3 protein-coding genes are annotated in these 17,856 nt (G+C 54.8%); 2 read left to right on the plus strand and 1 reads right to left on the minus strand.

Annotation, left to right across the window (positions count from 1 at the left end; translation table 11 throughout):
• The first annotated feature begins 213 nt into the window (after positions 1–213).
• Together CEE69_RS24535 and CEE69_RS24540 are read left to right on the plus strand one after the other, a co-directional pair.
• Positions 214–13,596: a YDG domain-containing protein gene (locus CEE69_RS24535; protein ID WP_233215599.1), complete on the plus strand. Its 13,383-nt coding sequence runs from the start codon at positions 214–216 to the stop codon at positions 13,594–13,596.
• Positions 13,597–13,849: 253 nt separating this feature from the next.
• The gene (locus tag CEE69_RS24540) at positions 13,850–14,740 is read left to right on the plus strand and encodes a metallophosphoesterase family protein (protein WP_390180002.1); all 891 of its coding nucleotides are present in this window, start codon (positions 13,850–13,852) and stop codon (positions 14,738–14,740) included.
• Here the strand turns inward: CEE69_RS24540 and CEE69_RS24545 are convergent.
• Positions 14,660–17,842 carry an FG-GAP-like repeat-containing protein gene (locus tag CEE69_RS24545; protein WP_233215600.1) on the minus strand — a complete coding sequence of 1,061 codons (3,183 nt, stop codon included), beginning with the start codon at positions 17,840–17,842 and terminating at the stop codon, positions 14,660–14,662. The two genes, CEE69_RS24540 and CEE69_RS24545, sit on opposite strands and share 81 nt — an antisense overlap.
• Positions 17,843–17,856: the final 14 nt, after the last annotated feature.

The following is a 17,856-nucleotide window of genomic DNA, read 5'->3' on the forward strand; positions in this document are numbered from 1 at the left end:
GAAGAAATTGCTCAAGGGCATCGAGCAGAGATTTCTTCGGTGGAACTAACTTGGGGCAAAAGAATGATTCTTGGGAAGAAGGCTGCGCGCCGCCGAATAACATCCGCACGTTCACGCCGCAACGCACTGCGACTGGCAATCTTAGGGCTCGTAGCCGGGCATGGTAGCAGCATCGTTGCTCAGGCACCCGCGTTGCCTACTGGAGCCAATGTCGTGGCCGGTCAAGCCGCGATCTCCCAGGCCGCGGGAATGATGGATGTCAATGCAACCTCATCTCGCACCATCGTGAATTGGGATTCATTCAACGTCGGTGCTGGCAACGTTGCCAATTTCAATCTGCCCAATTCCAGTGCTGCGATTTTGAATCGAGTGACGACACCTGACATGCCGTCGACCATCGCAGGTGCGATTCATTCGAATGGCAATGTGATGCTGGTGAATCCTTCAGGCATCATGGTCAATTCGTCTGGAATGGTGAACACCAACGGATTCACGGCGTCAACGTTCGACGTGACGAATGAATCCTTCTTGAATGGTGGACCGCTTGTATTCACCAACGACGGAAGCGATGCATCCATCGTCAACGAAGGTTCCATTCAAACTGGTTCCGGTGGAGCACATCTGATTGCGAACGAAATCGCGAATGATGGAATGATCGCATCGGATGGCGGCAACATCACGCTTTCGGCTGGTGGAACGGTGACCTTGGACAACGGAGTCACCTATGTCCAAGCGTCAATGGACACTCTCGCAAGCGGCATCAGCCCTGCGGCCGGATTGATTCAGAATACGGGGACCATTCGAGCCACGGGTGCAGCTTCGGTTGGCGGGGAAGTGTACTTGGTCAATCCCGGTGGTGAGATTCTGCACGATGGAACCATTGAAAGCCAACTCGCAAGTGGCGAGCAAGGTGGAAAGGTGCATCTGGAGGCGGACCGAATCACGTTGCAGGAGAACTCTGTAGTCGATGCCACCGGATCACATGGCGGCGGCACCGTTCTGGTCGGCGGTGAATGGCAGGGTTCCGGGACGATGACGCAGGCGACATCCGTCGCGATGGAGACGGGAGCAACGATTGATGCATCGGCAACCGAGGATGGTGACGGCGGAACGATCGTTCTTTGGTCTGATGTATTCAACAAGGATTCTGTGACTCGGGCGTTTGGAAACTTGATCGCTCGAGCCGGACAGTTGTCAGGCAGTGGCGGGCAGATTGAAACGTCAGGGGCACAAGTCGACACGACCGGAGTTCGTGTCGACGCGGGGGCTCCCAATGGTGAGGGCGGCGATTGGCTGATTGATCCGTACAACTTCATCATCGACCTTGCCGCTTCGGTCACTTTGGTTGGGGCGTTGGACTCCGGAACAAATGTCACGGTGGATACAACCGTCGATCTGCCGTTACTAGGCGGCTTGGGCAGTGATCTGGAATTGGGCGACATCACGCTGACCAGTGATTTGATCACTGGTGCGATGTCGGGCGATGCAACGCTGAGCTTGAAGGCGCACCAAAACATCATTCTCGATGCGGGCGTCACCATTGATGCCACGCAAAATTCGAATGCGAACAAACTGAATGTGGTGCTTTGGGCGGACCAAGACAATTCGGGCACCGGAACCGTTCGAATCGGTAGCGGTCTTGTCGGAACGACAATTCACACAAACGGTGGCGGCTTGGCAATCACCGGTGGATCAGCCACGACATGGACACCATCGGACGGAGAGCCTGACATCGCAATCGGATCTGGACGAGCGATGGCTGGAGATCTGTTGGGGTTGCTAAACGGAGCTGAGATCCTCAACACCGACATCGATACCGATGGCGGGAACGTTCTCATTCGCGCTGGTTCGTCAGGATCCTTGTCAATCTTCGACGAAGTGTTTGGGATCGAATTGAATGGCACCAGCATTTCAACCGGCTCCGGTTCCATCACGTTGGATGGTTTGGTTGAAGATCAGCTTGGGCTCAACGTCGACAACGCGGTGGGAGTTCACTTGGCAGGCGGTTCGTCGCTGACCAGTTCTACCGGAGATATATCGATCACTGGTGAGCTCGCGAATACGAGCGAATTTGTCAACGGATCAGGTGTTTGGATTGGGCGAGAGATCGACAACGTGTTGACCGCCAGTGGTGATGTCAGCATCACAACTGGAGACGGCGACATCGATATCATTGGTATTGGTGCCGACAACTCCGGTTCTGGGTGGCGACACGGTTTGGCACTGATGACGAGCAACGGATCCGACGAGATCAACATTGCGACGGTTGGTGGAAACATCACGTTGGACGGCACTGCGACCTTCCGTGACGGCGCGACAAGTGACTCTTCCGGATTGCAATTGCAACCTGGTTCGGCTGGAGCGTTGTTGGTCACATCGCAAACCGGCGATATCACTCTTCGTGGCGTCAATTCGCAAGAAGCCGCCGCCGATGAGAATGCAATTCGCTTCGCAGCCGACAACGTGGCGGGTGATATTACGATCGGATACGACGGTATCAACCCGTTCAGCGGCGACATTCTGATCCAAGCCAACTCGATTTCGCAACACTTCACCAACGCGGGCAACGGTTCGATCTCAATCCAAGGTCTCGGTGGACTAACGATTGAATCGGTGGGTTCTTCTTTCACCAAAGCAATGGTGTTCGACGACGACTGGAACTTCGGTGCAACCTTCGGTTCGATGGTATTTGGCAAGATCAACAACACCGCGAACCTGACATTCAATGACCCTCTCACGCTTGCTGGTGGCTTTTCCGCCTTGGGGGGTGAGTTGACTCTTAACGACGATCTGACCAGCACTTCAACCGGCGATTTGCTCTTTAAATCCAATCTTGCGACCAACAATTCCATTCAGTTGTTGGGTGATATCTACAAAACCGGTGGTGATCGTTCGATCCTGACCGCGCAGGCCGATGGTCGCGTTCAAGTCGTTGGAAGCATTACCAGCAGCGGAGGCGCATTGCTGGATACGATTCTTTGGTCGGACTATCACAACACCGGATCCGGTGGGACGTCCATTTTGGGAAACATCACGACTGGTGGTGGACACTTCTGGGCTGGCGGAAGTGGTAGCGACGGAGGCAGTCAAGATTGGAATGGGTTGACCGTGGGTGACGGAGCCTCGGTTGGTGCGAGCGGATTCAACCACAATGCGTTGGACCTATTTGGCGACATCAACAGCGGTGGTGGAGACATCCTGTTGTGGGCTGGTTTGGGTTTCGATACAGGCATCGATGGGATTGGACTTAGCGGGACCCGCTTGTTGAACGGCGGCGCTGGTGACATCACGCTCATAGGCGACGACTTCGATGGAGGCACTTTGAATGTCGATTTGTATGGTCATTTGCGAATTTGCCCGAACGACATATGGGCCAATATTGGTTCACAACTGGACTTTGATGGAAGTGTGAGTGCAAACACTTTCACTGGTGTCAACGCGGACATTGATTGGTTGGTGATTTCGAACCTCAACTTGCTCGGCGGACTGTCTCTTGGGAAGGCGGGTTTGTCGCAAGACATACGGCTTTACGATTCGCTGGCGATTGACGGTGGATTGGAGTTGTTCGGTCGTAACATCACGGTCGAATCGGGTGCGACATTGGATCTGAGTTCCGCTGGTTCGCTTGGAAGTTTGTTGGTGGATGCGTCAGCTGACGTCAACATCAACGGTGCAATCACGCTGGGTGGTGATTTAACGATCACCGGTGGAAATGACATCAACTTGGGAGGCTTGATCGCTCGCGTTGGTAGTGCAAACACCGACATAACTTTGAAAGCAGACCGTCACATCGTTTTGGATGGAAACATCGACACGGTGGCAGGTTCGCAAAACGTCCAGTTGTGGGCCGACGCCGATGATTCCGGTGATGGTATCAACATCTTTCGGGCAGAATCGCTCGTCACGGCAGGCGGGAACTTCACGACCGGAAATGGAAACGTTGCGGAACTGAATGGAGTGAATGTACAAGTCGGGGGCGATATCTACATCACCAATGCTGCGGCTCAGACGTTCGACACGGATGGTGGTGACATCGCGATTCAAGGCGAAACGATCATCGCCAACGCGTCCGTTGCTGGAGTCACCTTCGACTCGAAAGGCGGAGACATCGACTTTTCAGGTCTGCTGAATTCGGGGAACCAATACGACTTCGTTGATGGCCCCGATGGGGCTGGCTCCTGGGATTGGGCTCGTACCGACGCGAGGAATGGAACCGCTGGCGGAAGTCTGCTTGGTGAAAGCTACCTCGTCACGATCACATCTCGATTGGAGAACGCAATCGCTGGCATCGAAGCGGGATATCAGGGTGCGTGGATTGGTGCGTACCGAGATACCGCAACGCCGCTGGATTGGAAATGGGCTGACGGCCCGGAATCCGGCCAACACTTCTGGACGGAAGTTGACGCTGGGGGTGGTTCCGCTGAACCGGGAGCGTTTGCGAACTTTGGTCCTGGCGAGCCCAACGGAGGTCCTTCCGTTGCGGGTGAATCAGTCGGGCAACTCTACGGCAATTCGGGGCTTTGGAATGACCTCAGTTCCAGCACCACTTTTGCCGCGACCCAAACCGGTGACTACGACGTTCTTGGCTACGTTCGAGAAACGAACTCGGCGCCCGCCGCTGTCACCATCGACGCTGGGACAACCGGTTTGGTGACGATGGGCGGAATCGGGGCTGGAAAGGCACTCGCCTCGCTGGATGTGACCAGTGCCGGAGTAACGATCAGCGGTGACTCGCTGATTACAACTGGCACGCAGACCTACGATTCAGGCTTTGTCGCGACCAGCACTTTGGATCTGAACATTTCGAGCTCAGGTCTGTCGGCAGATGGAGACATTCACCTGGAAGGAACCACACTGACTCTTGCGAGTGATCTGACGGCGAACCTCGCGGGCGACATCCTATTGCGAACCGACTCGCTATCGCTTCCACAGGCCGTGTCAATCGACACGACTGGCGAATTGACCATCGAACCGCTGAACACGTCCTTCGCGGCACCATTCACCTTGCCACTAGAAACATTGACACTCTCAACAAACCTGACTGGTTTGTTAGTTGGAAAGGACGGCAACACGGCCAACATCACTTTAGATGGCGATTTGATAATCAACGGTGATGCTGAGATGGTCGGCGGTGACGTCACGCTGCTAGACAATGTCAACACGAACGGCGGCGACTTCATCGCCCGATCGACCGGAGCCATTGTGCAATCCGCGAACGTTGATGTTGAAACCGATGGCGGGAAGGTGACCTATTGGTCCGACAGTGATGCTGACGGAGTCGGCCACATCGACATTCAATCCGGTGCGACTATATCGACCGAAGGTGGAGACTTGCAGATCGCTGGTGGTCTGGATTCAAACTTTGACCAAACACCAGACGGCTTTGCTTCGGGGCAAGCTTTGGTGGATGATTCCGGTCGATTCCATTCAGGTGTTTCACTGCACAACGCGATCCTAGACACTCGAATCGCAGGTGTTCTTGACGGGACCGCTGGCGACATCACTCTGCGTGGTATCAGCACCTACACGGGAGCGGACAATGCAAGTGGCGTTTTGCTTTATGCCAGCCAGCTGTTTGGAAACCAAATCGATGTTCTGGGTAGCGTGACGCACACGGGTGGAACGACAACCCGATTTGGAATCTTGGCCGATGGAGGTGTCTCGCCAAACAACACCAGTCTCCAAGCGTTCGGTGGTTTGTCGTTGACCGGAAACGCGGCAACCGTAGCGGACCAATACTCTATCTTTTGGGGCGCAAACCATGAGATGAGCGTGCTGGATGGTGATGTCAACATTGATGCCGCCGGTCAGTTGCGGTATCTCAGCACTCAGTCGATGTCGCTGGCCGCGTCCCGATCTTTGATTCTGAATTTGGATGAAACTTCAATCTGGCAAAGTGTCATCACTGGAGAAGGGGGATTGATCAAACAGGGCAGCGGAACGCTCTCACTGCAAGCGGCCAATTCGTTCACCGGTGCTTTGCAGATTTCCGGCGGAACATTGACGCAAAACCAAAGTGGTGCAATTCATGACGCGGTGGCGGTCACCATTGATTCGGGCGCCGCCTGGGACCTTGCCGGATTCAATGAAACCGTGACCTCGTTCGGTGGATTCGGGAACATCACCCTGGGTGCCGGCACACTGACCGCATTTGGCGACAACTCATCAGGGGCGCTCGCCGGCGTGATCTCTGGATCGGGCAACCTAGTCAAACAAGGCAGTGGCGAACTGGTGCTTTCGGGGCTGAACACTTACACCGGAACCACAGCGGTTGATGGTTCGTTACGTTTGCGAACCGACCAATTGAGTCTTTCCTCGACCAGCTATATTGGCACAGGTTCGGTCTTCCTCGAACCGCTTAACACGAGCTTCTCGTCGGCACTCGATACAACGGGAACGACATTTGGAGGATCGCTGGCAGGGTTGACCATTGGCAAACTTGGCAACACAGCCAACATCACCATTGGGTCCAGTCTATCGATCCAAGGTGATATTAGCTTATTCGGTGGCGACCTGAATTTACATGCTGGTGTCAACTCCAATGACAACGCGATCTATCTCCATGCCGCCAATGATGTCACTCAGAACATCGCCGGAACTCTGCTTTCACGTGAACTTGAATTGTCCGGTGGCGGTGATTTCGAATTGAATCAGTTGACGAACGATGTCGCAACGATCGCCGCCAGCGGCGTGGGTGACTTGCACTACGTGGACAGCAATGCAGTCGAGATCGGTAGCGTCTTGGCGGATGGAATCACAGCCTCGGGACTTGTCGCTGTGGAGACGCTCGCAGGTGATTTAACGGTCAGTCAGGATGTTGCAACGACCAACACCACGGTGTCAGCAATCGTTTTGAACGCCGGACGAGATGCGGACGCGGGGACTGCAACCGGAGGCAACCTGATCATCAACAGTTCCCCTGCGATCACAACTGGAGTTGCCGGACAAGCCAGTTTGTTTACCGGAAGCATTGACGATAGCACGGGACTCACCAGCCTCGTCGGATCTGGTACAGGTGATTTTCGGTACAACAGCGATGAATCCGCATCCAACTTTAGCACTCCGCTGACGGCGGGGATGCAGGCGATCTACCGTGAGCAACCCACGGCGACGATCGTCGCCAATGACGCAACAACGACCTACGGCGTCGATGCTCCGACGCCAACTGGTTCGGCTACCGGCTTGGTAAACGGCGACGCAATTGGAACGCTCGCTATTGTTTCACCGACCTATTCCGGTGCCAGCAAGCTAGAGGCGGGCAGCTATGACGTAACAGATGCGTCGCTCACTGCACTCGGATACAACGTCGTCGACGATCTTGACGCAATCACTGTGGATCAAAAGTTGCTGACTCCAAGTGGCTTCGCCGCATCCACGAAGGTCTATGACGGCACGACGGATTCCGCTCTTGCAGCCAGCGGAGTGCTCACTGGGATTGAGCTCGGGGATCTTGTAACGATGAGCAATACGGGAGCCTCATTCAGCGACAAAAATGTCGGAACCAATAAAACAGTCACGGTGAATGGGCTAGCCCTATCCGGAACTGATGCTACGAACTATTCGCTCGGCGGTGTCAGCACTGCCAACACAACAGGTGACATCACTGCAAAATTGATTAGCGTGAGCGGGCTGGCATCGTCGGACAAAGTCTACGACGGCACAACCGTCGCCACCACGCCGCTGGCGGGAGCAGTTTTCAATGGAATGGTCGTCGGAGACGATCTCTCAGTAACAAGCATCACCGGAACGTTCAATGACAAGAACGTTGGAACAAGCAAAACGGTTACTCTCACAGACGCTGTCTACGGCGGAGCAGACGTCGGCAACTATGCAATCTCGGATCAGAACACCAGTTCCGCGGACATCACGGCACGCAGTTTGACCGTCAATGGGATCTCATCGGGCGACAAGGTCTATGATGGAACCACGTCGGCGATCATTGACTTGAATGGCATCACTTTCAATGGGCTGATTTCCGGAGACGATCTGACTGCATCCGGGACGACCGGCACCTTTGCGGACAAACACGCTGGGACCAACAAGACCGTGACTCTCTCCGGAACAACCTTCGGCGGTTCGGACGTTGGCAACTATGCGATCACGGACCAATCCAACGCGATTGCTGACATCACAGCCAAGGCGATCACGGTCAGTGGCATCGCGGTCGGTGACAAGATCTACGACGGAACAACAAACGGAACTGTCGACCTGAGTGGTTTGACATTCAATGGTCTGGTTGGTGGCGATGATCTCACCGGATCGGGAACGGTTGGAACTTTCGCTGACAAAAACGTTGGCACAGCGAAGTCCGTCGCACTCTCGGGAACGACTTACGGCGGTTCGGACGTAGGTAACTACGCCATCACAGATCAAGTAGCCTCGACCGCTGACATCACCGCGAAAGCGTTGTCGGTCAGTGGAATCACCGCCGGCGACAAAGTCTATGACGGGACGACCAACGCAACGTTGGATACCTCGGGGATCGGCTTCACCGGTTTGGTAGGCGGAGATGACTTGAGCATTGCCTCAGTCACAGGCACTTTCACCGACAAGAATGCCGCCGCAAACAAGACAGTGAACTTGACCGGCAGCAGCTACAACGGAGTTGACGTCGGAAACTACGAGATCACCGATCAAGCCTCGGCGTTGGCGACGATCAGTCAAAAAGCCTTGACGGTCAGCGGAATTTCCGCTGCTGATAAGGTTTACGATGGAACAACGAACGCAGCGTTGGACCTCAGCGGCCTGACTCTCTTTGGATTGATTTCCGGCGATGAAATCACCACATCGGGAACAAGCGGTGCATTCACGAACAAGAATGTCGGCACGGACAAAACAGTCAACATCACCGGAACAACCTTCGGTGGAGCGGACGCCGGCAACTATGCGATCACGGACCAATCCAACGCAATTGCAGACATCACAGCCAAGGCGATCACGGTTAGTGGCATCGCAGTCGGTGACAAGGTCTACGACGGAACAACAACCGGAACTGTCGACCTGAGTGGTTTGACATTCAATGGTCTGGTCGGTGGCGATGATCTCACCGGATCGGGAACAGTTGGTACATTCGCTGACAAAAACGTTGGCACAGCGAAGTCCGTCGCACTCTCGGGAACGACTTACGGCGGTTCGGACGTAGGTAACTACGCCATCACTGATCAAGCAACTGCAGCAGCTGACATCACCGCGAAAGCGTTGACGATCAGTGGAATCACCGCCGGCGACAAAGTCTATGACGGGACGACCAACGCAACGTTGGATACCTCGGGGATCACCTTCACCGGTTTGGTTGGCGGAGATGAACTGAGCATTGCCACGGTCACAGGCACGTTCACCGACAAGAACGCCGCCGCAAACAAGACTGTGAACCTGACGGGCAGCAGCTACAACGGAGTTGACGTCGGAAACTACGCGATCACCGATCAGGCGTCCGCATTGGCGACGATCAGTCAGAAGGCCTTGACGGTTAGCGGGATCGCCGCTGCTGACAAGGTTTACGATGGAACAACGAACGCAGCGTTGGACCTCAGCGGCCTGACTCTCTTTGGATTGATCTCCGGCGATGAAATCACCACATCCGGAACAAGCGGTGCATTCACGAACAAGAATGTCGGCACGGACAAAACAGTCAACATCACCGGAACAACCTTCGGTGGAGCGGACGCCGGCAACTATGCGATCACGGACCAATCCAACGCAATTGCTGACATCACAGCCAAGGCGATCACGGTTAGTGGCATCGCAGTCGGTGACAAGGTCTACGACGGAACAACAAACGGAACTGTCGACCTGAGTGGTTTGACATTCAATGGTCTGGTCGGTGGCGATGATCTCACCGGCTCGGGAACGGTTGGCACTTTCGCTGACAAAAACGCTGGCACAGCGAAGTCCGTCGCCCTCTCAGGGACGACTTACGGCGGCTCGGACGTAGGCAACTACGCGATCACTGATCAAGCAACTGCAGCAGCTGACATCACCGCGAAAGCGTTGTCGGTCAGTGGAATCACCGCCGGCGACAAAGTCTATGACGGGACGACCAACGCAACGTTGGATACCTCGGGGATCAGCTTCACCGGTTTGGTTGGCGGAGATGACTTGAGCATTGCATCAGTCACCGGCACTTTCACCGACAAGAATGCTGCCGCAAACAAGACAGTGAACTTGACGGGCAGCAGCTACAACGGAGTTGACGTCGGAAACTACGCGATCACCGATCAAGCATCGGCGTTGGCGACGATCAGTCAGAAAGGCTTGACGGTTAGCGGGATCGCCGCTGCTGACAAGATCTACGATGGGGCCACATCGGCTGTGCTGGATGTTTCGGGGGCGGCGTTTGCTGGAATGATCGGCGGTGACGACCTCAGCATTGCTTCGGCAGCAGGATCCTTCGCCGACAAAAATGCTGGAACAGCCAAGCAGGTCGCTATCTCGGGAGTCAACTATGGTGGAGTTGACGTTGGCAACTACAGCTTTGTTGACCAAGCGTTCACGACAGCCAGCATCACGCCACTGGCGATCAGTGTTTCCGGAATCACCGCCGCCAACAGAGTCTACGACAGTGAGACGGACACGGCCGTCGACACCAGTGGTCTCTCGTTTGATGGCATGATTGCCGGTGACAATCTGACCGCGAGCGGAACGATCGGCAACTTTGTCAATAAACACGTTGGCACCGGAAAGTCCGTCCTGTTGACCGACACGATCTATGGAGGCACGGATGTTGGCAACTACCTGATCACCGATCAGGCCAGTGCGACCGCCAATATCACTCCATTGTCCGTTCTCCTGACGGGGCTGACGGGATCAGACAAAACGTATGATGCCACGACACTGGCAATACTCAATGGCTCCGCGGCCGTCACAACGCTGACGGGCGATGATGTGACACTCAGTGGAACTGCGATCGGAAACTACGCCTCCAAAGACGCAGGGGCCGATATTGCAATCGGTGTCAGCGGTCTTCATCTGCAAGGCCTTGATTCGAACAACTACGAATTGCAATCACCCGTTGGCTTGACCGGCAGTATCTCCGCTGCACCATTGACCGTTCGGGCAAATCATGACGCCAAGTTCGTTGGCAATGCCGATTCGGCTACCTTCGCGGGTGTCAATATCATTGGTTTTGTCGGGGGTGAAACGGCATCGGATCTGAGTGGATCCTTGGCGGTTTCTCGCACCGGCGTTGGCGTGGACGAATCCGCAGGTGACTATTCAGGTGTGCTCACCCCAAGCGGATACGCGTCTGGCAACTACGACATCAGCTACGAGGCAGGTGATTTTAAGATCGTTCCAGCGGAAGAATTGCTCGTTCGGTTTGGAAACAGCGAGTCGGTCTACGGCGACTCAGACAATTTCAGTTTCCTCTCGGCCCAGTACATGGACGGGGGCAACGTCATTCATGACTTAGCAGCTCCCAACCAGAACGGAAACACCTACACGTTCGATGATGGAGCAGGCGGGACCGCCGAATTGACGATCGCAGCTGGCACAGCTTCCTTTGGAGCAGGTGGGGCGTTGACGGTTGGTAGCTACGACCTGATCGCTTCGAGTGTTAGCGAAACCAGTGCTAACTTTTCTGATCAGATCAGTGTGATGGGCAGCCACTCGGTCGCCGCGGCCCCGTTAAACACCACCTTGTCGAACGCCAGCAAAGTCTACGACGGCACGGTTGCGTTCGACCTCAGTGGAATGAGTTTGACCGGCAACGTATCGGGCGATTCGCTCTCACTCAGCGGAATTGGCGAATACTTGACAAAGAATGCGGGCACCGGATTGTCCTATACGATTGATGGGCTGACTTTGTCGGGTGATGACGCCAGCAACTACTTCCTGGCCAGCGGCAGTTCGCTGTCGGGTACCGATGGAATCATCACTGCCAAAAATATCTCGTTGACTGCACCGGCGGGAACGAAGACCTATGACGGAAACACGTCGTTGACACCGACGCAAGATCAACTGTCCGCGTTGTCCGGACAACTCGGTGTTGCGGGAGACTTTGTTGATTGGGTGACGTTGGACTTTAATAATAAAAACGTCGGTACTGGAAAGACTCTCGCTATTTCCAACGCAACGATTCTCGATGGAAATAGTGGAGCAAACTACAACCTCACCTACAACGCGAACTCTGGAGCCACGATTGAACGGTTGGACAGCGTCCAGTGGGTTGGCGGCACCGCGGGTGATTGGAGCGACCCGAACAACTGGGCGGGGGGAGCGATCCCTGATCTGAACAACGTTGCCAATGTCATCCTTCCGGCAGGCGTCTCGCCCACGTTTGACAACTCGGTCGGCGGCCCCGTTGATGTTGATTCCATCACCGGAGACAACCTGTTGGTCAACTCGGGTACCTTACGGATTCGTGAAAATGCGGAGTTAGAACAACTCGCTCAAACAGGAGGGCAACTTCAACTCGACGGCAATCTAGCAACGGACATCCTGGATCAACAGGGCGGAACGCTCAATCTGGGAGGTACGCTGTCAGTCCTCCGTGATTTCACTCAAACAATCGGGAGCGTGATTGACGCAGTGGGGAACGTCGACGTCACCCAAACGACCGGCGACCTCAACATCCATAATCTGAGCGGGAACCATGTTGATTTGACCTCGACGACGGGCAACGTTCACGTTGGAGCTCTGAGTGCTTCCAACGGATTGGATATCATTGCGAACAATGGAGGCATTGAACAACTGGCAGGATCAGCCTTGATTGTCGACGGTGCGACCACACTCGACGCTAACGCATTGGTGACGCTCGATGAAGCCGGCAACGACTTCCGAGGAAGCGTCAGCGTCAATGCACTCGCCGTGACACTGCAAGACGGAGTTGGTGGATTGGAGTTGGGTAACGTTCAGTCCATCGTTGACTTCATTGCTCAATCGTTTGGCGGGGTAATTTCGCAAATCGCTGGCGGGCGTATCGAAGCCGGTGGGCTGACCAACGTTGTGGCTGAATCCGCGGGAACTGCTGCTGATGTCATCCTTGATAATGTTGCCAATGACTTCCAAGGGATTGTTCAGGCAACGGGTCGTGACATCCGCATCACCGATAACTCGGGCGACCTGAACCTTGGGCAGCTGTTGGCTGGCGGAGAATTGGACGTCGTGACGAGTGGTGGTGCGATCTTGCAAGACGCTTCCACGACGATCGAATCAGTAGGCGAAGCATCATTCACCGCTCGAAGCGTCGGCTTACCTGCTGACATCTTGCTTGCCAACGCAAACAATCAATTCCGAGATATCGTGAACGTGGACGGGAGAACCATTGATGTCAGCGACATTGATGGCCAGGTCGATTTTGGGCGTTATCGTTCTGTCGAGCAAACTGACATCATTCAGGAGTCATTGAGCCAGAATGTGCGGGACACCAACACACGCTATCTGGATGAAGCAACGGAGCAGACGACCAAAAGCACGCTCGGTCGTGTGTGGACAAGTGTCCGCGAATTCGTGAATCGAGTTTTCGCAGACGCGGAGGTTCCGGGGGGACGGACCGGGCAATTGACAATCAACGAAGTGACTCAGTCGGGTGGAGAGGTTTACGTGCACCAAGGCCGTGAAGAGCCCATCAATCCTGAGGATGTTCTTGACGAGTAGTGCTGACGGATCCAAGCAATCAGCTGGCCGAGGGATCGCTTCATCGAATCCACTTCGTTTCTTAGCGGTTCGTTGGTCGTTTTCCACAAGGAACGAATAGTTTCTTTCGGATGACCAGAGATTCACTTTCGCGGAAGCGCAAAATCAGTAGATTGTCGCAGCAGTCCCAATCACGACTTTCGACGAGCAATTGCCGGCCATGAATAGCGTTTCAAATCACCCCACGACGACTAGCCAACCGAACAACGATTTGATGCAGAAGTTGGTGGGAAGACGAGCACTCTTACGAAACGGAACGCTGGTATTGGCCGGAGCTGCACTTACCAAGCACCAACTGTTCTCAGATGAAACAGCCAGCGAACATGCCAAGTCAGTTCGCGTTGGTCTGATCACCGACTTACACTACGCCGACAAATCGCCCGCTGGCTCGCGTCACTATCGTGAGACGCTGGACAAATTGCAGGCGGCCAGTCAGCAATTCGCCGCCGATCGCCCGGACTTTGTCGTCGAGTTGGGCGACCTGATTGACGCGGCGGATTCTGTCGATGTTGAGCAAGGTTATCTGAAGACCATCAACAAGCAGTTCTCAGCGATTTGCGATGATCGACACTATGTGCTCGGCAATCACTGCGTCGACACGCTGACGAAAGAAGAGTTTCTTGGCGGCGTTGGTCAAGAACGTTCCTACTACTCTTTCGACCGCGAAGGGATTCACTTCATCGTGTTGGATTCCTGTTTCCGAAGCGACGGCGAACCCTATCAACGAAGAAACTTCCAATGGACCGACCCGAACGTTTCGGCGGAGGAAATGGAGTGGTTGCGTGGCGACCTGAAATCGAACTCCAAACCGACAGTGGTCTTTGCTCATCAGCGGCTCGATGTCAGCAACCACCACGGGGTCAAGAACTGCGTCGATGTCAGGAAAGCACTTGAAGAGTCCGGCAACGTGAAAGCGGTTTTTCAAGGCCACAGCCACCAGAACGATCTGAATGAGATCGGCGGAATTCATTACTGCACGATGGCGGCAATGGTCGAGGGATCTGGCCCGGAAAGCAACGGATACTCAGTGATGGACATTCAGGCTGACGGCACGATCGAAATCAAGGGATTCGTTCGTCAAGCGAGCTATCATTGGGGCGTCTGAGTCACTCGACAACACAAAGGCGGTTGTTTGGTTCTGCACCATCAACAACTCGAGATCAGGTTCGGTATGAACCGATTGCGTGGTGCCATCAGGCCAGGTGATCGAAAGTTCGATTGATTCTTCGGCATCGATCGCTCCCAATCCAAACGACAAGACTTTGTCGCTGGAGCTCATGTAGCCATCACCCGCCACCAACCACTGTGTGCGAGAAAAGGATCCACAAGTTACCGTCACCACCGAACCGATCGCGTCTCGTGCGGAGATGGTACCGACCAACCGAAGTTTCAACGAACGATTGAGCGAAGCTTTGTCGGTTCGATTGCACAACAGGCTCGGCGGTTCACCTTGATGAGTGACAATAAGATCGACATTCCGATCACGATCAACGTCCAGCTTCCAAACAGCTCGCCCGACGTGCTTTTCCTGAAAGTACGTTGATAGCTTTCGCCTCGGCAAGAACTCGAAGCCACGCTTTGATCGCCTCCAAAGTTGTGGATGTTGTGTGTAGCCTGCCGGCGAGTCGTGGTGGACATGACCATTGCAAACCATCACCTCGTCGGATGTGTCGTTGTCGAGGTCGATGGCGACCGTCCCAAATCCGAGCGAGTCGAAAGTTGCGTCGTACAAATCGGCGGAATGGGTTTGGTCGGACCAGATCCCTGGGCTCTGCTGCAGATACAGAGTGTTGTGTTCCTGCTCAAAGTTGGTGACATAGAAATCCAGGTCGTGATCCCCATCCAAATCAGCCGCGGCGATTCCCATGCTGGCCTGAGGTCGCGAACGCCAATTGAGAGCCAACCCGCACAGTGTTCCACTCTCGGCGAACTTTGATTTGTCGACCAATGAACGTGACCAGAAGTGATTGCTGGTCATGTCATTCGCGACAAAGATGTCGGTCGATGGGGTCTCATCTAGCTGACCGACAATTAACCCCAGACCACGTCCTGGATTGGTCGGGATCGTGCCCCAATGCTCCGTCGCACTTTCGAATCCTCCGTCCGGCATCCCTCGAAAAAATTGGTCTATGTCAGCGTTGAAGTGGGTTGGCGGGCAGTACTGGACCGTTCCGTCGGGACCGCGACATCTCTGTCGAATCGGTCCATCGGGTTCGCAGTATCGAAGAACGATCATGTCCGAGATACCATCGGCGTCCAGATCCGCGATGGCTCCACTGGTCGACCAAGCCATCTCGTTTTGATCCAGCCAATCGTTCGATTCTGAGAAGGTTCCGTCTCCGTTGTTCAAGAACAATTGGTCGGCGCCGTAGTTCAGCTGGACGAGATCCACAAATCCGTCCGCGTTCAGATCCCCCGTCACCGTGCCTTGAGCGAAACCGCGATTCATCAGCCCCGCCGCCAATCGCACAGGCCGCAGTTGTCCAGATTCGTTCCTGTAGAAATCACTTTCGGTGAAATCGGGATCGCTGTCGTTGACTGTTTCATAAGACCCGGCGAGGAATACATCCGGCCAACCATCCAAGTCAAAGTCCAAGGATGCTCCGCCCGACCCCAACTGGGAATGGAGCGGTATCATTCCGTTCGACAACATAACGGGTTCATTCGAAGCCCCAGCAAGGCCGAACTCGCGGCTCTCGTCCACCAAGCGATAGAAGTCAGCAGAATTGCGGTGGTCATCCCCGAGAATCGTCGTGTGCTGCGAGACAGTTGCTTCTTGCGGACCGGCAAAGCTATCCAGCGAAGGAGAAGGCAGATTCGCGGTGGCATACGACTTCAGAACGCCGAACGAGCGGACGTTTGTTTGCCAAGGAAGGTCCGTTCGCAGTTTGCTGACAATTTGAGCTCGCAGCTTCGTTGCCTTAGCTGTGTCACCATTCGATTCGCGAATGGCATTGGCCAGCCAAGCTTCTGCTTCCCAGTAGCGACCGAGTTGAGCAAGCAAATCAGCGATCGATGTTGAGATTTCCGCTGACTCCATATCCGACCGGTAGAAGCGATCCTTCTCTTGTACCAATCGTTCCAGTAACTCCGCACGCAAAGTCAGATCGTCGAGCAGTTCCAGCGTGATCCATTCATGCTCGTCTTCGATGAGCTGCAGTGAACGAGCCAGCTTCGCATGAGTCTTTCCGACGCTGTCGTTTCTTCGGACCGCTTCCCAGTAGGCGTGAGCAGCGACGGACGGTTGAGCATTCTGCATCGCGAGGTTCCCGACGATCGCCCAGTACTTCCAGGCGGATTGTTTGACCTCAATGGGGACGTCGTCCAGCCAACTCTTCAAAGCGTCAGGTTCGCCAGCCAAGAACAAGCGTTCTGCTTCCAGCGACCAAGCGGGTGTGAACGTGGGGTGTTGCTGAAAAATCGTTTGAAGCAACTCGCCCGCCTTCGCGAAATCACCGCGGTCCAACGCGATCCGTGCTAAGCCAACCTTTAGTCGAGCGTCATCCGGATTCCGTTGGGAGAGAACGGTCAGCGATTGAACCTCCCGATCGCGTTGTTCGTTCTGCCCCATCGAAAACAAAAGAACTGAATCGAAGTGTCGCTCGCGAATCAGACGGCGACCATGCGGAAGCGCAGTCTCAATTTGTTCGGAGTTGACCAAGCAATCAAACAGCCACCGACGCGTCTCACTCCGCTCGGGATGCGTCTCGACGACTTTGGTGAGCAGATCAATGGCCTCGAAGAGTTGCCCGTTCGACATCAATCCGGCAACCGCTCGCAGCACCAAGGCTTCATTCTCAAATTGGTCGACAACGGTAGCCTCAATCAGAAGACTCGCCACTTCGTCGCTCTTGCCCAAGTGTTGTTTCACTTCGGCGGTTGCAACCAAGATCTCCATCTCACCGGGCGACTGAATCAACGCCTCGGAGGCCAATCGTTCTGCCGCTGGCCAACCGTTTCGTTGACCGGCGGCCAAAATCTGTTCCGGTTCGATTGGCCCATTCAGCGGACCGGTTGATTCGGTGTTTGCAACGTCGTTCGCAGTCGAAAGTGCGGTGGATGACGCAGCGTTTGGGCTTGGCTCGGACGTTGGTTTGCAACCGAAGAAGACACAACATCCGAGGACGCATAAAAAAACTCTGAGCACGACACCGGTGGTGCCGAACTCAGAGCGATATGTGGGGGTGATGGCGAAAGCGGCCAGCAAAACAGAAGTCTCCG

The sequence above is a fragment of the Rhodopirellula bahusiensis genome (assembly GCF_002727185.1).
Lineage (GTDB): Bacteria > Planctomycetota > Planctomycetia > Pirellulales > Pirellulaceae > Rhodopirellula > Rhodopirellula bahusiensis.

Bases quoted from the DNA above. Each gene is read 5' to 3' on its own strand.
- CEE69_RS24540 (WP_390180002.1), top strand. From the start codon at position 13,850: ATGCAGAAGTTGGTGGGAAGACGAGCACTCTTACGAAACGGAACGCTG.